The organism is Christiangramia aestuarii (assembly GCF_009735585.1).
Classification (GTDB): domain Bacteria; phylum Bacteroidota; class Bacteroidia; order Flavobacteriales; family Flavobacteriaceae; genus Christiangramia; species Christiangramia aestuarii.
Window position 1 is genome coordinate 111,651 of sequence record NZ_VJVW01000006.1, and the last position, 18,531, is coordinate 130,181.

Consider the following 18,531-nt stretch of genomic DNA (forward strand, 5'->3'; position numbering starts at 1 on the left):
CCTATAACTGTTTATCAAGGGTTGAAATTACACTGACGGCCTTATCGTAATCCTGGTGCATGGCATCTGAAGACGCCGGGGTATACCTGGCGAATTCACAACTCTCCAGCAGGGAAATAAAATCTGAATTCGTCTGTTGATCCACTCCCTTCTCCTGTAGCAGGGCAGAGATCCTGTCCTTGCTCATTTCACTGGTCTGTATGCTCAGCTTAGCTTTCAGATAATTATGCATAGAACGCTCCAGGGCAAGGTAAAACTCCTTCTGGTCCCCAAGTTTCTTTCTGGCTTCTGAAAGATATTTTCTAGCCAGCTTATCGGCCTTTCTTATCCTGTTGCCACGTACGTCGTTAGCTCTCTGCTCCCTTTTCTTTCCAAAAAGGATGAAAAGTGGAATTGCCGCAAGCGGAAGAATTAATGCGCTCCAGTAAGCTACCGAGCCCAGGAAATTATCAGAGTCTGCCTGCCTGAGGTTGGTCTTTAGTTTAATGAACCTGAACTGGCTACCGTCCAGGTTAAGTTTCTGCTTGTTCACCCCTGCTGGCCCTGAAGGTTCGTTCCCGGCCAATGGTCCATTGTTCACATTTACCATGATCTCTTCTGAAGTTAGGGTTCTGTAACTTTCAGAAGAAGGATCGAAATATGAGAAAGATAGTGCCGGGATCGGATATTTCCCTTTTCGGGTTGGCACGATGGTATAGGTTTGTGAAACCGTTCCCTGCATTCCGTTAAGGTTGGTATTCACATTTTCTGTACGTTCCGGATCATACATTTCCAGTGAAGAAGGTGCGGTAAGTTCTGGCAGGTCGAACAACTTGAGGTTTCCGTTCCCTCTAACCTCTACCTTGGCCTGTAAACTTTCACCCGCATTCAGCTCATCCTTGGTGGTGCTTACGTTAAAACTGAATTTCCCAACAGCACCAGTAAAATTGGCCGGCTTCCCATCAGGTAATGGTTTTACTTTGATCTTTTTATTATTGGCCGCAACGGTCTTATTCACCGTTTTGTAGATACGGCTTCCAAAAATATCCCTTCGCTCACTTGGTACATCTACCGCTATGGAAAGGGTTAGAGGTTCAATATTCAATTCCCCGGTCTTCTGTGGATACAATATGGTCTTTCTGAGAACAACATATCTATAAGGCTCACCATCATATTCGCCGTTTTCTACCCTTAATTGCTGAATATCGATGCTTTGACTCCAGAAATCGTTATATTTCGGGCTGTCCAGCTCTCTCCAGTTACTTACGCTCACCTTGGGACTTACGTATAGTTTGTACACCACGGTAAGAGCCTCGTTCAGATAAGGATCGGCTTTAGATATCTCGGCAACTAGGTGCAGGTTATCTTCTGCTATGAGTTCAGAATTGTCGCCATCGGTGGGTTTATCTACCGCTGCGCCAACATTCACGGTGATGGGCGAGGTTTTGTAAATGGTATTGTCTATTTCTACCTCGGCCTGGCCCACAGTGAGCTTTCCTCTTTTCTTGGGCTGAAGGTAAAAACTATAGGTTTTGGAAAAGGACATTTTTCCGTTCACAAAGCTTTGGCTTACCTTCTGGTTTGGCCCTCCTACCACGGTAAAATCTGAAAATGACGGAGGTTTGAAGTTATCCCCGTCTTCATTCATTTCGAAATCCACCCGCAGGCGTTCATTAATTCCCAGCTCTTCACGGCTAACCTTGGCTTCAAACCTCACCTGGGCCTGAATGATCCCGGTAGCACATAATAAAAAACCTAAAATTAAATACTTCAAATTCATCTTTTTCCTCCTATAAGGTCAATCTTTTAGTATAGTTTTCAGCAAAAATGTTACCAATCTTTGTCAGATTTCACTTTGACACCTTTCGCTTTTTCGGCGTTTATTTTATCCTGAACTTTTTTCTCCTCGTTGTTCATAGCCTCGAGCAGGTTCTGGATCTGCTGCGGGGATAACTGCCCCTGGGTAGGTCTCTGCTGCTGTTGTTTCTCCTTATCTCCCTGCTTAGGATCCTTCTTCTGCTCCTCTCCCTGGTCTTTCTGCTTATCTTCGTTCTGGTCGCCCTCTTTCTTATCTTTTTCGTTCTCACCCTCGTCCTGAGGCTTCTGGTCTTCCTTCTCATCTTCTCCACCTTCACCATCCTGCTTCTGGTCTTTATTCTGCTGGTCCTGGCTCTGGTCCTTATTGTTTTGGTCCTGCTTATTCTGGTCCTGGTTTCCCTGCTGGTTCTGCTGTTCCTTTTCCAGCATTTTTTTCGCCAGTGCAAGGTTATACCTGGTCTCCTCGTCGGTAGGATCGTTCCTCAAGGCATTCTTAAAGGCATTTACAGCCTCCTGGTATTGCTTCTGCTGCATATAAGAATTACCGAGGTTATGAAAAATTCGGTGCTTATCAGATTTTGTTTCGGCTATTTCAGCAGCCTGTTTCAACCTCTCCTCGGCATTCAGGGATTTTTCCTTGTTATAATAAAGGTTACCCATATTATATTTCGCCGTGGTATTTGAAGGATCCTTGGCAATGGCCTTGCGATAAGATGCCTCGGCACTGGCAAAGTCATTTTCAGAAAGCGCCTCCTGGGCTTCAGCGATGAGCTTATTGGACTCCCTGGCCAGCTTCTTCGGTTTTTCCTGGGCTAACAGCCCATTGAAACCGAACAATACCAGCATAAGGCCAACAATGTAAGTTCTAAAATTAAGCATCTCCATCTCCTTTCTTCTTGCGTTCATTGAAAAGATTCAGCTTGCGTATCCAGGCTGTACTACGTTCAAGTACAAAGATATCAAGAAATAATAATGCCAAAGCTATCGCCAGAAACAATTGAAAATGAGATTCAAAGTCGGCGAACTGCTTGGCCTCGAACTCGGTTTTCTCAATATTCTGAAGCTCTTCCTGTACTTTTTCGACCACATCGCTGGTCACCTTTCCTTCGATATAACTACCCTCGGTGGCATCTGCGATCTCTGTTAATGTGGCAGGATTCAGCTTGGTAATGACAGTCTCTCCCTGGTTATCCTTCTTATAGTTCTGTATCACCCCATTTCTTTTGATAGGGATAGGCCCTCCTTTTTCGGTACCGACACCTATGGTGAAAATACGAATCCCCATTTCAGCAGCCTTCTCGGTGATCTCTTCAACATTCCCCTCGTGGTCTTCCCCGTCGCTGATGATGAAAAGCACCCGGTTGGTCTGTTGTTCATCATCATAGTAGGTGGTAGCCAGCTCGATAGCATCACCTATGGCCGTACCCTGCGAAGAGATCATGTCTGTATTAAGCGATTGCAGGAACATGCGCGCTGCCGAATAATCTGTGGTAATTGGCAATTGCGGATAGGCGCCACCGGCATAAGCTATGATCCCCACCCGGTCACTACCCAGGCTGCTCAGGATCTGGCTTACCAGCTGTTTAGATTTTTCCAGTCGGTTAGGAGCTATATCTTCGGCCTCCATACTTTTTGAAACATCTATCGCAAAGACAATATCTACCCCTTCTCTTTTTACTGTTTTTAGCTTGGTTCCCATTTTAGGATTGGCCAGGGCAACGATCAAACTGGCGAAGGCCAGCAGGATAAGAATGAGTTTAATGATGGGCTTGGATCGTGACCTATTAGGTGCGAGCCGCTTTAGCAGGGAAGCTTCGGCAAATTTCTTCCGGGTTCTGCTCTGCCAGAAAAGTAAAATAAGGAATAAGAGCACGATCACCGGGATCGCCAGCAATAACCAAAACCATATTTTTTCTTCCAGTACAAACATCCTAAATAAAACTTCTAAAAAGGGTTAACCTCAACAAGATCTCGAACAAAAGAAATCCTCCGGCCAATAAAACCAGCGGCCTGTATTTCTCATCATAATTATAATAACGGAATTCCTCTATTTCTGTTTTCTCGAGGGAATCTATTTCGGCATAGATCTCTTCCAGCTTTTCATTATCGGTGGCGCGGAAGTATTTCCCACCTGTTACCGAGGCAATATCCTTTAAAAGTTCCTCATCGATCTCTACCTGCACCCTGCCAAACTGAACCCTTCCGCTGGGAGACATGGCAACGGGAGAAAGGGCCATACCGTTACTTCCCACACCTATGGTGTATACTTTTATCCCAAATTCTACTGCTAGTTCGCTGGCTGTATTAGGATCTATAAATCCTGCATTATTCACCCCATCGGTAAGCAGGATGATCACCTTACTTTCGGCCTGGCTGTCCTTTAAACGGTTTACAGCCGTCGCCAGCCCCGAACCAATGGCAGTCCCATTCTCAAGCACGTTATTATATTCAATATCTTCCAGAGCGTTCAATACTATAGATTTATCGCTCGTAATAGGGGTTTTGGTAAAGCTTTCTCCGGCATAAGCAACCAGCCCGATCCTGTCTCCCGGACGATCTTTTACAAATTCCTCGGCAACGGCCTTCAGGGCATCTAGCCTGTTAGGCTGCAGGTCCCTCGCGAGCATACTGGCAGAAACGTCTATAGCCATAACGATATCTATTCCCTGAGAGCTGCTGGTTTCAGTAGAAACATCAACTGTCCTTGGCCGGGCCATGGCGATAATTATCAGGGAAAGGGCGATCAACCTCAGCAAGAATAGAACCGGCCTGAGTTTGGGCAATAAGCCAGATTTCACCTTAAAACCTTTGGTAGTGGAGATCTTCAATTCTGCGGTCTGCTTATTTCGCTTCCAGAAATACCAGGCGATCGCCAGGGGAAGCAATAAGAACAACCAGAAGAATTCCGGGTTTTCAAATGTGAAATTTGCAAACATTATTCGTTCAGATTATTTATTTCTACCGAGTTAATTATTCTTTGGGTGATCTCCTTGGCGTACTGATCGTTCTCGTTGTAGATCACCATGATCTGCTCAAACCCGCCTTTTTCAGCAAAGTTCAGGATCTCATATTCGTTGGGAATGCTTTCTCCGGTCACCGGATTTACCGCCTCCAGACTACCGAATATCTTGGTTCCTTTCGTACCGTTTACGGTAGTAAAATCTTCCTGCTTCATTATGATATTCCTGGCGCCCTGGGCCTCGAGATTGGTATATATACCATCGATAGCCTTCTTGGCGTCGAACTTCACTTCTCCCTGGAATTTAATCGTGCTCAGGGTGACGTAAAAATTACTCAGCAGGCTACCGTACATAAATGTTTCAGAGCCCACCATCATTTGCTGCACATCCTGCGGCATATCTATTTCTCCCCTTACCAGCACTTCCGGGGTGGTCACTGCCACCGAAGGATTCCCATATTCACTGCGTATCCATTCGCCCTCAAGCAATTCCTTGGTTGGGTGCCCCAGGTAAGTATCCTTTACATAGGTGAAACCTTTAGTCGCTATAAGCGCGGTCACACCAATTATGATCACGACCACACCTGCCAGCACTCCAAGGACAATGCGGCGCTTTTTGCGTTTGCGGGCCTGTTCTTCCCTAAAGGCTTCGTCTTTCAGCAATTCCTCTTCAGTAGGCTCAGGCACCGATGCTCTTAGGTCATCTATTACGTGCTGGGTTTTAGACCTGTCTTCTTTCGCAGTGATCACATCGGGTTTGGATCTTGCGAATTTGGCCAGGTCTGCACGCCTAAGGATCCTTTCAAAATCCCTGATGGTTTCATCGGAAAGTTTAAGTTTGCCCTGGCTTTTCTGATCTTCAAGGTAAAGGATAAGTTCATTGGTGGTTCTTTCGAGCCCATGGTCGTAGATCTTCCTGTCCAGGTATTTTCTTACCGCGAAACTTAACTGGGAATAGTATTCCTTGATCTCTCTTCTTTCGAGGTAATGAGCCTCATCGAGCTTTCTAAGCTCGGCCATGGCATCTTCATAAGGGGGTAATTCGTATTCTTTTGCCTCTTTTTTCTTTTTCCTGATGATCAAAAATGCCACCAGTCCCGCCAGCAGTAAAATGCCCAGCAGCCACAATAGCCAGTCTGGGATGCTGAAACCTTTGGAAACCTCTACCGATGGCTTGATTGGATATAATTTCTGCTTGGTAGTATCTACCACCACATCTTTCACTTCTACCGGAATGGAATCTGTATAAAAAGAGCTGTTTTTTATGATCACCTCCTGGGCCGGGATCACGTATTTACCCGAATCGAACTGGGTAAGGAAATATTCTTTCAACAACCTGTATTTGCCATTTTCGCGGATGGTATCGGCATCCAGGGACTCGACCATTTCCAGCGGAGAAAAAGTTTCGCCTTCAGGGAAAACGACCAGGTTCTCAGCACTTGTTTCAACCTGGATCTCGTATTTTATCTGCTCCCCGATCTTGATGGTTGTGGAATCTACCTTTGCAGAAACCTGATCCTGAGCAGCCACCGGATTGGAAAGCAACAACAGGCTTATAAAAAACAGAAATCCCAGATACCCTGAGATATGATGATTTGAATATGTGTTTTTAAGATCTATAAACATTTTTCTTTAAGCCCTTCTTTTAAAATAGCCTAATAATTTTTTTACGTAACTCTGGTCTGTCCTGTTATTGATGGTCCCGGCCCCGCTAATTGAAAAACTCTGGTGAAAATAGTTCAGCCGGTCCTGGTAATATTTAGAATAAGCCCTGCGTACAGATTTGGAGCCTGTATCTACCGTGATATACTCCCCGGTTTCTTCGTCAAGCATCTGCACCATTCCAAGATTTGGGATAGCTTCCTCCCTTTTGTCGAATACCCTGATGCCGGTCATATCATGTTTCCCGGCCACGATCTTCAGGGTATGCTGGTAATCATCTGCCATAAAATCTGAAAGCAAAAAGACAATGGCCTTTTTCTTCATGACGTTAGAAAGGTATTTCAGCGCACCCGTAATATCGGTGTTCTTTCCTTGTGGTTTGAATTCCAGCAACTCCCGGATGATCCTTAGAACATGAGATCTTCCTTTTTTTGGCGGAATATAGAGTTCAATCTTGTCTGTGAACAGCATCAAACCGATCTTGTCGTTGTTCTTGGTAGCCGAAAAAGCCAGGGTGGCGGCGATCTCGGTGATAACATCTTTTTTGAACTGCTCCTGGGTTCCGAACATTTCTGAACCGGAAACATCAACCATCAGCATCATGGTTAGCTCACGCTCCTCTTCAAAGACCTTTACAAAAGGCTCATTATACCTCGCGGTTACGTTCCAGTCAATACTTCTTACATCGTCCCCGAACTGGTATTGCCTTACCTCGCTAAAGGTCATCCCCCTTCCTTTGAAGGTGGAATGATACTCCCCGCCAAAGACGTGATCGCTCAGTCTGCGGGTCTTGATCTCTATCTTCCTGACTTTTTTAAGGAGTTCCTTTGTATCCATTTTGTTCAATACAACAATAAACAAGGATCAATAAACAATAGTTTATTTTATCATTGATTATTGATAATTGCTAATTGTTAAGGTACTTCGATCTCGTTCACGATCTTATTGATAAGATCTTCTGAAGTGATATTTTCAGCTTCGGCTTCGTAAGTGATCCCGATCCTGTGGCGTAGTACATCATGTACCACCGCGCGAACATCTTCAGGCACCACATAACCACGGCGTTTTATAAAGGCATAACATTTAGAGGCCACGGCCAGGTTGATACTTCCACGAGGAGAAGCACCGAAACTTATCAATGGTTTGATGTCTTCTAAATTATATTTTTCAGGAGTACGTGTGGCAAAAACGATATCCAGGATATATTTTTCGATCTTTTCATCCATATAGACTTCCCTTACGGCACTTTGCGCTCTAAGGATCTGCTCAAGATCTACCACCTGGTTAACTTTTTCAAAAGCCCCTTTTAAATTGGCCCTGATAATAAGTTGCTCCTCGGCCATTTGTGGATAATTGATAACAGTCTTCAGCATGAACCTGTCTACCTGAGCTTCAGGAAGCGGATAGGTCCCTTCCTGCTCCACCGGGTTTTGAGTAGCCATTACCAAGAACGGCTTATCCAAGATAAAACTTTCATCCCCAATGGTCACCTGCTTTTCCTGCATGGCCTCCAGCAAAGCCGATTGTACCTTGGCCGGAGCACGGTTTATCTCATCTGCCAGCACGAAATTGGCAAAAATAGGTCCTTTTTTAATACTGAAATCATTGACCTTCATATTGTAGATCATGGTACCGATAACGTCGGCTGGTAAAAGATCTGGGGTAAACTGTATCCTGCTGAAACTTCCGTGTACCGCCTGGGAAAGGGTATTAATGGCTAAGGTTTTTGCCAGCCCCGGCACACCTTCCAGGAGAATATGACCCTGGCCAAGCAAGCCTATAAGCAGGCGTTCCACCATATGTTTCTGACCTACGATCACCTTGTTCATCTCCCGGGTGAGCAGGTCTACAAAAGCACTTTCCTTTTCAATTTTCTCGTTAATACTGGCGATATCAACAGATGAATCGTTTTCCATCATGATTTTCAGATTTTGATGTCGTGAATATACGTACTTGTTGTAAGCGTAGCAAATTGAAAATTTATTGGATTTAGGATCGTTAAAAAAAGGTTAAAATAAAAAGGCAGCACCTTTCGGTACTGCCTTTTAAGAAATATGTTGTTGGTGTTTATTATAGTTCCAGTTCTCCCAGATCTACAGTCTCATTAGGCCCAACTTCAATATCGCTCATGGCGTAAACGCTAAGGCCTGAAGCTGCCTCCGGTAAGATCTCAAGATCATAGGTTCCTGCAGGTACTCCGTTAAGGGCAAAATTCCCTTCAGCATCGGTATAAGCAGAAATAGTAACGCTCTCGTTACTTAGTTTTACCAGGCTCTGAACATTCAATTCAAGGTCTGCAGGGATCACTACTGCACCAACTACCATTCCGGCGTTGGCATCAGCATTCATCCTGATCACCGGCTTAAGGCTGTAACCTCCGTTCCCAGTAGTCACGATAGACTCTTCAACATCAAAATCAAGTAGAAAAGCATAGTTCTCACCTTCTTCTAATTCCTGGTTCACCTGTAATTTAAGTCCAGATTGTTGTGCGCTCGGGGTGTTCAATGGCTTTAATTCACCGTTCACCATTACAGAATTTTCAGAACCAAGCACAAGTCTCATCTGGCTCATATATCCAGCAGGTACTTCTGTATCTGCCAGTACCTGGGTGATGCCCCCGGTAAGCTCTAGAAGATTGTAAACTCCTACCTGAACCCCGTCAAGACTTACCCAGCCATCGGCATCGGTTTCAGCCTCCATTTCGGCTTCAGTTTCAGAATCTACCTTTACCAGAACGTCCTGAATGTCGATATTAACCTCTTCATAATCGCCAGGAGCATCGGTCATTCTTACGGTTAGGTTAGCTGAACCACCATCTTTTGTGGTTTCGTCATCATCGCTGCAACTTGTTAATCCAAGGGAAATGAAAGTTGCGATCATTAAACTTTTCAGAGTTACATTTTTCAAATATCTCATAAGTAGATTTTATTAGTTTGACAGGATAACGACAAGCTTTGTGCAAGATTTCGTACAGGGCTTTTTATTTAACAAAAATTAACGGAACTTAACCATGCTTTAATAGGCGGTAAGCAGGTGATAAGGATTACTTTCTTACATTGAAAAAATAAAATTGAACAAATGAAAACTGCATTAATAACCGGCGCTACCAGCGGGATTGGCCGGTCTACCGCGATAAGGTTTGCCAAGGAGGGCTTTAAGCTCATACTTTGCGGAAGGAGAATAGACCGCCTGGAAGACCTCAGGAAAGAACTAAGTGTGGAAACTTCGGTACACATCCTCAGTTTTGATGTGAGGAACAGGGAGGAAGTTCTACAGAATATAGACAGCCTTCCGACGGAATTCAGCCAGATAGATATTCTGATTAACAATGCCGGGAATGCTCATGGCCTTGATCCTATTCAGAGCGGGAGCATGGACGACTGGGATGCAATGCTGGACATTAATGTAAAGGGACTTTTATATGTGAGCAAGGCTGTTATCCCGGGAATGATCGAGAGGCAATCTGGCCATATCATCAATATAGGTTCTACCGCAGGTAAGGAGGTCTATCCGAATGGGAATGTATACTGCGCGAGTAAGCATGCGGTAGATGCAATTAACCAGGGAATGAGAATAGACCTTAACGGAAAAGGCATCAGGGTTGGTGCCGTAAACCCGGGGCTCACCCAAACCGAGTTCAGCGATGTACGTTTTAAAGGAGATTCAGAAAAAGCCGAAAAAGTGTACCAGGGATTCAAGGCACTTCAGCCTGAAGATATCGCAGATATAATTCATTTCGTGGTCACCAGGCCTTACCATGTGAACATCGCCGACCTTACGGTAATGCCCACGGCACAGGCTTCGAGTACTATAATTGATAAAAATTGATCATTTTTTATTTTTATTATTTATTCAACTATGGCTCATTATCAAAATTTCGAGGAATTAGAAATCTATCGCTTAGCCAGATCACAGTGCAAGCAGATCTGGAAACTAATCAATGAGACCGGTCTTGCTAAGGACTATAAATTAAAAGAACAGATAAACGGATCTTCCGGTTCTGTTATGGATAATATAGCCGAAGGTTTTGGAAGGGGTGGAAATAAAGAATTCATTCAGTTTTTAAGCTTCGCCAGAGGTTCGAATCATGAAACCAGGGCTCAGCTTCAGAGAGCATTGGATAGAAACCATATTTCATTGAAAGACTATGAAGACTTGATCAACAAATCTGAGATAATTAGTGAGCAAATCTCGAAATTCATGAATTATTTAAAGTCTTCTGATAAAAAAGGTTCCAAATACGATTAGTAAAAAATAAAAATCATTAATTAATAATATCCCGTGATCAACAAACGCCTGCTTATTAAAAACCTGCTTGCTCACAATGATGAGAACAGCTTCTATGATAAGAAAAGGCAGTTGAACATTAGCGAAAGGGAAGGCAAGGCTAAATTCCTGAAACACATCTGCGCGCTTTCCAATTCGAATCCCGAAAACAATTCTTACATCGTTATAGGCGTGGAAGATGAAGATAATTCAATCGTAGGTATAGACTTCTTTGACGACAGTAAGATACAGAACCTGGTGAACGCTTATCTCACCAATCCGCCAATCATCTCCTACGAGAACATTCCGTTCCCGCATTTACCAGATCACCTGGTGGTTGGCCTGGTCACCATCAGGCCCAATCATGGAAAGGTTTGTTCCTTCAGGAAGAATATCTGGAAATATTACGGAGGTTCGGTCTTCTTCAGGGATGGTAGCATCAGCATGCCTAAGGTTTTCGACATAGAGATCAAGAACACCAATTCGGCCATAGTCGCTTCCATAGAAAACCATTCCCACAATAATATTGAGCATACCCTGGACGGGGTTTTCGATTTTATGAAAAAGCGCCGGGATTACAATCCTTCATACAAGGTGTTCAAGGAATATTTCGTGGTGTGCTGGGCCGGAAAGGAAAAAAGGATCAAAGGAGAGACCTATTACTCCCGGGTAGACATCGAACTAATCAATGAACAGGTGAAACTTTTCTATTCAGACCTGGACGAAGTGAGCATAAGTGAAGACAAAGACCAGTTCAAGATCATAGAATATGTACACCTGGGACTGCACGACCAGTTCAAGTACTACCCCCTGGAAGAAGTGGTGATCAGGTTTCGGGACAATGCCCGCTACGATATAGACAGCCAGCTATTGTTCGAACCACCTCAATTCGACAAGAAGATTCTTTACCATATATATAATACCAATCAGGCATTGGTAGAAAAGCTTAAAAAAGGTTATGAACTTAATAACTTGGAAAAAAGGGACCTCAGAAACCTGCCCTCCACTTATTTATTATGTTATTTGAACAATTTTAATGAGGCTTTAACCAAACTTGAAGAGGCCAAGCCTTACCTTAAGGCCTATAGCAACGAAATCTATAATTTGTACAAGGAGAGCATGCGTATCCTAAGAAAGGTAAAATACAACTAATATGCCTAGAACATTCGCAATTGGAGACCTGCACGGAGGTTTAAAAGCATTGATTCAGCTTCTGGAAAGAATAGACCTATCGCCGGAAGATCAGCTTATTTTCCTGGGAGATTATGTAGATGGCTGGAGCGATTCGGCAAATACGGTCACCTATCTTATAGAATTGAGCAAGCAGAATTCCTGCGTATTTGTTCGCGGAAATCATGATGACCTGGCCCATAAGTGGCTGGAGGATGGCGAAATGAACGAAAAATGGCTCCAACATGGAGGGCAGTCCAGCCTAGACGCATATCGTAACTTTACCGAAGAGGACAAAAACCTGCATAAGAAATTCTTCAAGGAAATGGTGAACTATTATCATGACAGGGACGACCGCCTCTTTGTACATGCCGGTTTTACCAACCTTCATGGCCCTGAATTCGAATATTATGAAACTGGATTCTACTGGGACCGTACCCTTTGGGAAATGGCCCTTTCTATTCGGGAAGACTTAAAACCTGGAGATGATCTTTACCCAAAAAGGCTGCAGCATTTTAACGAGATCTATATTGGGCACACCCCGGTAACCCGAATTGGGGAAACCACGCCGGTCAATAAGGCCAATATCTGGAACGTGGATACGGGTGCCGCATTCAAAGGGCCAATTTCGGCCATTGAGGTCTCTTCCAAAGAGATTTTTCAGAGCGACCCCGTACATACTTTTTATCCCGACGAGCAGGGTAGAAATTAGACTGGATTTATTGCGCCCTCTAAAAGACTATTCATATATTTGAAGTTCAATCCGTTCCGATCTGCCTCCTAAATCAGGATGCCATATCTGGACCGGAATATTACCCTATAAAAAAGAAAGAATTACAATGGCGTTAAGCAATATTAGATTAGAAGTAATGAAAACTGTCGAAAAATCTGTTCAGGGATTTATTGACAAATACCTTATTCCTGTTGAAGATATCTGGCAACCTACAGATATGCTTCCAAATCTTCAGAGCGAAGAAGGGTTTGAGGAAGTACACCAGATTAGAGAAGAGGCCAAGGAACTTGGCTACGATTTCTGGGTAGTTTTGGTAGCAGATATGGTAACCGAAGAAGCCCTGCCAACTTACGAATCCTGGTTAATGGATATGGAAGGCGTTGAGCAGCACGGGAAGAACCGTGGTGAGCAGAATGCCTGGGCTAAATGGGTTCGTCACTGGACCGGCGAAGAGAACCGTCACGGGGATACCTTAAACAAATACCTTTACCTATCCGGAAGAGTGGATATGAAAGAGATCGAAAAGACCACCCAGCACCTTATTAACGATGGTTTTGATATCGGGACCGGAAGGGATCCTTACCGAAACTTCGTTTATACCAGTTTCCAGGAACTGGCTACAAACATTTCTCACAAACGTGTGGGACAACTGGCCAAGAAGAAAGGAAACAAAATGCTTGGGAAAATGTGTAATATCATTGCCGGTGACGAAATGAGACATTATATGGCTTATCGCGAGTTCGTAAAGACCATTTTTGAACATGATCCAAGTGAGATGATGCTTGCTTATGTAGACATGATGAAGAAAAAGATCGTAATGCCTGCACAGTTCATCAGGGAATCTGGCCAGGGAATCGCCGAGGCTTTCGAGAACTTCTCGAATGCAGCGCAGCGACTTGGAGTATATACCACCTACGATTATATCGATATCCTTAAAAAGCTGAACGGCTACTGGGAGATCGACAAGATGAGATCTTTAACAGACGAGGCTGAAAAAGCAAGGGATTACCTGATGGCATTGCCAGACAGGATGACCCGTATCGCAGACAGGATTGCGATCCCACAGGATCAGCATAAATTCAAATGGGTCGAGGCCAATGGGATGGTTTAATCGACCTTGAAACATAAAAGAAAAAGACCCTGCCCTTAGTTGCGGGGTTTTTTATGAAATAACCTAAAATCAAATCATGAAAAAAAACCTAAGCCTTTTCGCTCTCCTTCTTACTATATGTACGGGTTTTTCCCAGAATTCTGAAAGGCCGAACGAAATAAAACTGAATATAGCCAATACCATCGCTATTGCCTCGGTTGAGTTCGGCTACGAAAGGTTCCTGGACCAGCATCAATCCCTGGAAGCAGTATTTTTAATAAATGACAGGATGAACTATCATTCCGAAAAAGGTTCCAGGAAATTTGATACCAATAGTTTTAAATTAGGTTACAATTATTACTTCGGAGATGAGAATCCTGGCTCTGGCCTTTACATCAATCCTTTTCTTAAATACAGGTCGGGAGAATTCAGTGAAGAAACTCCAGATGTGGATGATCCCGGGTTTGCCGTACCAAGCATTACCGATATGGACTCATTCCTCATAGGGCTGGGCGCTGGTTATAAGTGGAATTTCAATAACACCTTCGTGCTAGGTCCATTCCTGAATATAGGTAGAAATTTCAGCGAAGAAGTTAAAGACCGATTTTCAGCCATTGAATTCAATGCCGGCTTTAATATTGGCTACAGATTTTAGCCCTTACGAACGCAAAACACCATAAAAAAAGCCTGCTGAATTTCAGCAGGCTTTTTTGTATAAAGGTCTATATATTCAAGAATTCTGAAACTTCCCTTCCTTCCAAACCTTGTAGGTAGCAAGGTCTTTTTCCATAAGATTCAGACAGAAAGCGATCACGGCCGCATCATCCAGGTAACCCAGCACCGGGATAAAATCGGGGATCAGGTCTATTGGAGACAATACATACAATAAGGCTGCTCCTGCCGCGGCAATGATATTAAATGGGATGTCGCGATAGGCCCCGCTGGCGTAATCTTTAACCAGTGAAAAAAGCAGGATAGCATCATCTAGATATCGCTTAAGCTTTCCCTTGCTTTCGAACTTGTTCAGGATATTTTCCTCTTCCTGGATCACCTTTCCAACATCTTCCTTTTCAAAATTCTCTGTTCTCTTAGAGTATTCCTCTTTTATATCTTCTTCAGAAACTTTTCCCATAACATTCGTAGATTATTCAATTTGGCCGAAAATAAAGATTAATAGGGCCGAAGGCAAGTTTCTCCTACCTATTTAAGTTCGATTTAACTTTGCAGACCTCTAAACCTCAAGCCATAAAAAAGCCCCGGCCATTACCGGGGCTCTTATTACACTTAATTGAACTAAACTATAGGTCAAATTTTATCCCTTGTGCCAGGGGTAATTCGGTAGTATAATTAATAGTATTTGTTTGTCTTCTCATATAGATCTTCCAGGCGTCAGATCCGGATTCTCTTCCTCCTCCGGTCTCTTTCTCACCACCAAAGGCTCCACCAATTTCGGCTCCGGAAGTTCCAATATTCACATTGGCGATCCCACAGTCTGAACCTTCTGCCGAAAGGAATCTTTCAGCCTCTCTAAGGTTATTGGTCATGATTGCTGATGAAAGTCCCTGCTTAACTCCGTTCTGAAGTTCAAGCGCATTGCTTACATCTCCTTTATATTTCATGATATAAAGTACCGGCGCAAAAGTCTCGTGCTGTACGATCTCGAAATGATTTTCGGCTTCGGCGATAGCTGGTTTTACGTAGCATCCGCTTTCGTAACCTTCACCTTCAAGCACTCCACCTTCTACTAATATCTTTCCGCCTTCTTCAACTACTTTGTCCAAAGCAGCCTGGTAATTCTTCACCGCATCCTTATCGATTAGCGGACCTACATGGTTATTTTCATCCAGCGGGTTCCCAATCCTGATCTGTTTGTAAGCGTTCACGATGGCATCCTTAACTTTATCGTACACATCTTCGTGAACGATAAGTCTTCTGGTAGAAGTACAACGTTGCCCGCAGGTTCCAACGGCTCCAAATACAGCCCCGATAACGGTATTCTTGATATTGGCATCTGGAGTCACGATAATAGCGTTATTTCCTCCAAGTTCCAGAAGAGATTTTCCTAAACGAGCCGCCACGGCCTGGGCCACGATCTTACCCATTCTGATGGAGCCGGTAGCAGAAATTAATGGCACACGCTCATCTGTGGTCATCATTTCTCCTACTTTATAGTCTCCGGTAATCAAACTGGAAACTCCGGCAGGTACATTATTTTCAGCAAAGATTCTCGCTGCGATATTCTGGCAGGCTACTGAAGTTAATGGAGTTTTTTCCGATCCTTTCCAGATACATGCATCTCCACAAACCCAGGCCAAAGCCGTGTTCCATGACCAAACCGCTACCGGGAAGTTGAAAGCAGAGATAATTCCTACCACTCCCAGCGGGTGATATTGCTCATACATTCTATGTCCTGGGCGTTCACTATGCATGGTAAGCCCATATAGCTGACGAGAAAGACCTACTGCAAAATCACAGATATCGATCATCTCCTGAACCTCTCCCAGACCTTCCTGGTAAGATTTTCCCATTTCGTAAGAAACCAGTTTCCCAAGAGGTTCTTTCAGTCGTCTTAATTCGTCGTTGAACTGGCGTACCACTTCTCCTCTCTGGGGAGCTGTCCAGGTTCTCCATTCTTTGAAGCCTTTCTCGGCAGTGGTGATCACCTTTTCATAATCTTCTTTTGTGGTTGCCTTGACTTTACCAATTAAAGCTCCGTCTACAGGTGAATATGATTCAATGATATCTCCGTTACTGAACCAGTCGGTTCCGGTCGATGTTCCGTTATTGATGTCGTTTAAACCTAAATCTTTCAGGGCTTGTTTAATCCCGAATTCTTCAGCGATTTTGCTCATTAATTTGCGTTTTTATCGATTAATTTGTGTAGTTGTTGCGAAAATAGTAAAAATTAAGCTCTATTCCACGTCGGCCGTGAATCGTGAATCTACCGGCATCACTTCCCCGCAGTTATCGCAGGTTCGCAGTTCTTCGCTATTATAAAAATGCCTGAAATGCTTTAAAAAGTCGGTCTCGATATCCTGAAGCGGGAAATACACCTCGTATAATTTATGGTTACAGTTATCGCAGAACCACATAAGGCCATCCTTTCCATCCTCTCCTATTCTTTTCCGCTCCACCACCAGGCCAATGGAATTTTCTCCACGCTCCGGCGAATGCGGCACTTTTGCCGGATGCAGGTACATGTCTCCCGGGCCAAGCTCCATGGTTCTCTTCTTACCATCTTCCTGGATATGCACTTTTATATGCCCCTCCAGCTGGTAAAAAAGTTCCTCGGTCTCGTTATAATGATAATCCTTCCGGGCATTGGGTCCGGCCACGATCATCACGATATAGTCTCCAGATTCCTTGTAGAGATTTCTATTTCCCACCGGCGGCTTTAAACTCTCCCGGTTCTGCTCTATCCACTTATTTAAATTGAAAGGCGCATCTACTGGCATAATTTCTAATTTTCACTAAAATTAATCATTCCTGCCCAGAAAAAGTTTATAATGGCGTTAATTTGGGCGCCTGCCCCAGGCACCGCGCTATACGTTTCAAGTCCTCGCCACGCCCTGTGGCGTGACTCCGGGCTTCCCACTGCTATCGCTGGCGCAAAACCTTCAATATTGGCAGGATTTGATGTTATTAGCTCGATTTTTTAGTATTTTCCGGCAAAATATACCCAAAAACATGAAAAAGCTCCTTTTCTTATTCAGTCTATTGATAATAACTGGTTGCAACGATAGAACCACTCAGCAAAGCTCAACTCCCAAAAGTGAGACTCAGAAACAGCAGGACTCCGTTCCCAATTTCGGGATCGTTATTCATGGAGGCGCTGGGACCATTTTAAAGGAGAATATGAGCGATTCGCTGGAGGCTGCCTATAAAGCCAAACTCGAAGAAGCTATCAAGACCGGGCACGAGATACTGGCCAATGGCGGAACAGCCCTGGAAGCGGTGCAAAGAACCATCAACGTGATGGAGAACAGTCCGCTGTTCAATTCGGCCAAGGGAGCGGTCTTTACCAATGAAGGTAAAAATGAACTTGACGCTTCCATTATGGACGGGAAAACTCTGAACGCCGGGGCCGTGGCGGGGGTTACCAACGTGAAGAATCCTATTAACCTGGCCTACGAGGTGATGGTGAATTCAGAACATGTATTGCTTTCAGGGAAAGGTGCCGAGCAGTTCGCCAAAGAACAGGGCCTGGAGATCGTAGATCCTGAATATTTCTATACCGAAAAGCGATATAAAGCCATGGAAAGGGCTCGAGAAAGAGATAAGGAAAAAACCAATAAAACTGCCTTTTACGACCCATTCATTAAAGATGAGAAATTCGGAACCGTGGGTTGCACCGCGTTAGATAAGGACGGCAACCTCGCTGCAGGAACCTCTACCGGCGGAATGAGTAACAAGAAATATAACCGGATTGGCGATTCCCCCATTATTGGTGCGGGCACCTACGCCAACAACAAGACCTGCGCTATCTCCAGCACCGGCTGGGGAGAATACTTTATTCGCGGGGTGGTAGCCTATGATATTTCAGCAATGATGGAATATAAAGGTTTATCCCTCCAGGAGGCTGCTTCAGAAGTCATTCAGAAAAAACAACCCGAACTGGGTGGAAATGGCGGTATCATTGCCATAGATCATGAAGGTAATGTGGCCATGGAGTTCAATACCGCCGGCATGTACCGGGCAAGCATGAACAAGAATGGAGAACTGGAGATCGGTATCTATTCCGAATAAATAAATTTGACTTTTACAATATTCCGGGCCTGCTTAAAGCGGGCCTTTTTTATAATTAGATTGGCATTTCCTAAAAAGCTTAAACATTCTTAACAGAACTTTAGTTTT

The 18,531-nt window shown here is 44.0% G+C and carries 17 protein-coding genes and 1 pseudogene; 7 read left to right on the top strand and 11 right to left on the bottom strand.

Going from position 1 to position 18,531, the window contains the following annotated elements; translation table 11 throughout:
• Nucleotide 1: 1 nt before the first annotated feature.
• The 8 genes from FLP08_RS14425 to FLP08_RS14460 all read right to left on the bottom strand — a co-directional run bounded on the left by FLP08_RS14425 (nucleotide 2) and on the right by FLP08_RS14460 (nucleotide 9,334).
• Nucleotides 2-1,759, bottom strand: coding sequence for a BatD family protein (locus tag FLP08_RS14425; RefSeq protein ID WP_156277741.1), 1,758 nt, complete (start codon nucleotides 1,757-1,759; stop codon nucleotides 2-4).
• A gap of 50 nt (nucleotides 1,760-1,809) precedes the next feature.
• Nucleotides 1,810-2,703 (bottom strand): tetratricopeptide repeat protein, encoded by an 894-nt coding sequence (locus FLP08_RS14430; RefSeq protein ID WP_156277743.1) that lies wholly within the window; start codon nucleotides 2,701-2,703, stop codon nucleotides 1,810-1,812.
• Nucleotides 2,669-3,727 carry a VWA domain-containing protein gene (locus FLP08_RS14435; RefSeq protein WP_156277744.1) on the bottom strand — a complete coding sequence of 353 codons (1,059 nt, stop codon included), beginning with the start codon at nucleotides 3,725-3,727 and terminating at the stop codon, nucleotides 2,669-2,671. The genes FLP08_RS14430 and FLP08_RS14435 overlap by 35 nt, the downstream gene beginning before the upstream one ends.
• A gap of 1 nt (nucleotide 3,728) precedes the next feature.
• Nucleotides 3,729-4,733 carry a vWA domain-containing protein gene (locus FLP08_RS14440; RefSeq protein ID WP_156277746.1) on the bottom strand — a complete coding sequence of 335 codons (1,005 nt, stop codon included), beginning with the start codon at nucleotides 4,731-4,733 and terminating at the stop codon, nucleotides 3,729-3,731.
• Entirely contained in the window at nucleotides 4,733-6,382 is a 1,650-nt protein-coding gene (locus FLP08_RS14445; protein WP_156277747.1) for a BatD family protein, read from the bottom strand. The genes FLP08_RS14440 and FLP08_RS14445 overlap by 1 nt, the downstream gene beginning before the upstream one ends.
• 6 nt (nucleotides 6,383-6,388) lie before the next feature.
• Nucleotides 6,389-7,255 (bottom strand): DUF58 domain-containing protein, encoded by an 867-nt coding sequence (locus tag FLP08_RS14450; RefSeq protein ID WP_156277749.1) that lies wholly within the window; start codon nucleotides 7,253-7,255, stop codon nucleotides 6,389-6,391.
• Nucleotides 7,256-7,332: 77 nt separating this feature from the next.
• Entirely contained in the window at nucleotides 7,333-8,337 is a 1,005-nt protein-coding gene (locus FLP08_RS14455; protein WP_202912782.1) for an AAA family ATPase, read from the bottom strand.
• Between the two features lie 151 nt (nucleotides 8,338-8,488).
• The gene (locus tag FLP08_RS14460) at nucleotides 8,489-9,334 is read right to left on the bottom strand and encodes a DUF4382 domain-containing protein (RefSeq protein ID WP_156277751.1); all 846 of its coding nucleotides are present in this window, start codon (nucleotides 9,332-9,334) and stop codon (nucleotides 8,489-8,491) included.
• 162 nt (nucleotides 9,335-9,496) lie between these two features.
• On the opposite strand from FLP08_RS14460, the gene FLP08_RS14465 reads away from it, so the two are divergent.
• The 6 genes from FLP08_RS14465 (at nucleotide 9,497) to FLP08_RS14490 (ending at nucleotide 14,332) form a co-directional block, all read left to right on the top strand.
• Entirely contained in the window at nucleotides 9,497-10,246 is a 750-nt protein-coding gene (locus FLP08_RS14465; protein WP_156277752.1) for an SDR family NAD(P)-dependent oxidoreductase, read from the top strand.
• Between the two features lie 30 nt (nucleotides 10,247-10,276).
• Nucleotides 10,277-10,666, top strand: a complete 390-nt coding sequence (locus FLP08_RS14470) for a four helix bundle protein (protein WP_156277754.1) — start codon at nucleotides 10,277-10,279, stop codon at nucleotides 10,664-10,666.
• A 33-nt stretch (nucleotides 10,667-10,699) separates the two neighbouring features.
• Nucleotides 10,700-11,836: a DUF5929 domain-containing protein gene (locus FLP08_RS14475; protein WP_162431083.1), complete on the top strand. Its 1,137-nt coding sequence runs from the start codon at nucleotides 10,700-10,702 to the stop codon at nucleotides 11,834-11,836.
• A 1-nt stretch (nucleotide 11,837) separates the two neighbouring features.
• Entirely contained in the window at nucleotides 11,838-12,566 is a 729-nt protein-coding gene (locus tag FLP08_RS14480; protein ID WP_156277756.1) for a metallophosphoesterase family protein, read from the top strand.
• A 127-nt stretch (nucleotides 12,567-12,693) separates the two neighbouring features.
• Entirely contained in the window at nucleotides 12,694-13,698 is a 1,005-nt protein-coding gene (locus tag FLP08_RS14485; protein WP_156277758.1) for an acyl-ACP desaturase, read from the top strand.
• 76 nt (nucleotides 13,699-13,774) lie between these two features.
• Nucleotides 13,775-14,332 carry an autotransporter outer membrane beta-barrel domain-containing protein gene (locus FLP08_RS14490; protein ID WP_156277760.1) on the top strand — a complete coding sequence of 186 codons (558 nt, stop codon included), beginning with the start codon at nucleotides 13,775-13,777 and terminating at the stop codon, nucleotides 14,330-14,332.
• Between the two features lie 153 nt (nucleotides 14,333-14,485).
• Here the strand turns inward: FLP08_RS14490 and FLP08_RS16760 are convergent.
• The 3 genes and pseudogenes from FLP08_RS16760 to FLP08_RS14505 form a co-directional block, all read right to left on the bottom strand.
• Nucleotides 14,486-14,590, bottom strand: a pseudogene (locus FLP08_RS16760) (YkvA family protein); the annotation flags it as partial.
• Between the two features lie 385 nt (nucleotides 14,591-14,975).
• A complete protein-coding gene (amaB, locus tag FLP08_RS14500; RefSeq protein ID WP_156277764.1) occupies nucleotides 14,976-16,529 on the bottom strand; it encodes an L-piperidine-6-carboxylate dehydrogenase in 1,554 nt (517 codons plus the stop codon).
• A 60-nt stretch (nucleotides 16,530-16,589) separates the two neighbouring features.
• Nucleotides 16,590-17,132 (bottom strand): 3-hydroxyanthranilate 3,4-dioxygenase, encoded by a 543-nt coding sequence (locus FLP08_RS14505; RefSeq protein ID WP_156277766.1) that lies wholly within the window; start codon nucleotides 17,130-17,132, stop codon nucleotides 16,590-16,592.
• Nucleotides 17,133-17,364: 232 nt separating this feature from the next.
• Between FLP08_RS14505 and FLP08_RS14510 the strand changes: the two genes are divergently transcribed.
• The gene (locus tag FLP08_RS14510; protein WP_156277768.1) at nucleotides 17,365-18,423 is read left to right on the top strand and encodes an isoaspartyl peptidase/L-asparaginase family protein; all 1,059 of its coding nucleotides are present in this window, start codon (nucleotides 17,365-17,367) and stop codon (nucleotides 18,421-18,423) included.
• Nucleotides 18,424-18,531: the final 108 nt, after the last annotated feature.

Bases quoted from the DNA above. Each gene is read 5' to 3' on its own strand.
- amaB (WP_156277764.1), bottom strand. From the start codon at position 16,529: ATGAGCAAAATCGCTGAAGAATTCGGGATTAAACAAGCCCTGAAAGAT.
- FLP08_RS14455 (WP_202912782.1), bottom strand. From the start codon at position 8,337: ATGATGGAAAACGATTCATCTGTTGATATCGCCAGTATTAACGAGAAA.
- FLP08_RS14480 (WP_156277756.1), top strand. From the start codon at position 11,838: ATGCCTAGAACATTCGCAATTGGAGACCTGCACGGAGGTTTAAAAGCA.
- FLP08_RS14435 (WP_156277744.1), bottom strand. From the start codon at position 3,727: ATGTTTGTACTGGAAGAAAAAATATGGTTTTGGTTATTGCTGGCGATC.
- FLP08_RS14440 (WP_156277746.1), bottom strand. From the start codon at position 4,733: ATGTTTGCAAATTTCACATTTGAAAACCCGGAATTCTTCTGGTTGTTC.
- FLP08_RS14450 (WP_156277749.1), bottom strand. From the start codon at position 7,255: ATGGATACAAAGGAACTCCTTAAAAAAGTCAGGAAGATAGAGATCAAG.
- FLP08_RS14430 (WP_156277743.1), bottom strand. From the start codon at position 2,703: ATGAACGCAAGAAGAAAGGAGATGGAGATGCTTAATTTTAGAACTTAC.
- FLP08_RS14445 (WP_156277747.1), bottom strand. From the start codon at position 6,382: ATGTTTATAGATCTTAAAAACACATATTCAAATCATCATATCTCAGGG.
- FLP08_RS14470 (WP_156277754.1), top strand. From the start codon at position 10,277: ATGGCTCATTATCAAAATTTCGAGGAATTAGAAATCTATCGCTTAGCC.
- FLP08_RS14490 (WP_156277760.1), top strand. From the start codon at position 13,775: ATGAAAAAAAACCTAAGCCTTTTCGCTCTCCTTCTTACTATATGTACG.
- FLP08_RS14425 (WP_156277741.1), bottom strand. From the start codon at position 1,759: ATGAATTTGAAGTATTTAATTTTAGGTTTTTTATTATGTGCTACCGGG.
- FLP08_RS14465 (WP_156277752.1), top strand. From the start codon at position 9,497: ATGAAAACTGCATTAATAACCGGCGCTACCAGCGGGATTGGCCGGTCT.
- FLP08_RS14510 (WP_156277768.1), top strand. From the start codon at position 17,365: ATGAAAAAGCTCCTTTTCTTATTCAGTCTATTGATAATAACTGGTTGC.
- FLP08_RS14485 (WP_156277758.1), top strand. From the start codon at position 12,694: ATGGCGTTAAGCAATATTAGATTAGAAGTAATGAAAACTGTCGAAAAA.
- FLP08_RS14460 (WP_156277751.1), bottom strand. From the start codon at position 9,334: ATGAGATATTTGAAAAATGTAACTCTGAAAAGTTTAATGATCGCAACT.
- FLP08_RS14505 (WP_156277766.1), bottom strand. From the start codon at position 17,132: ATGCCAGTAGATGCGCCTTTCAATTTAAATAAGTGGATAGAGCAGAAC.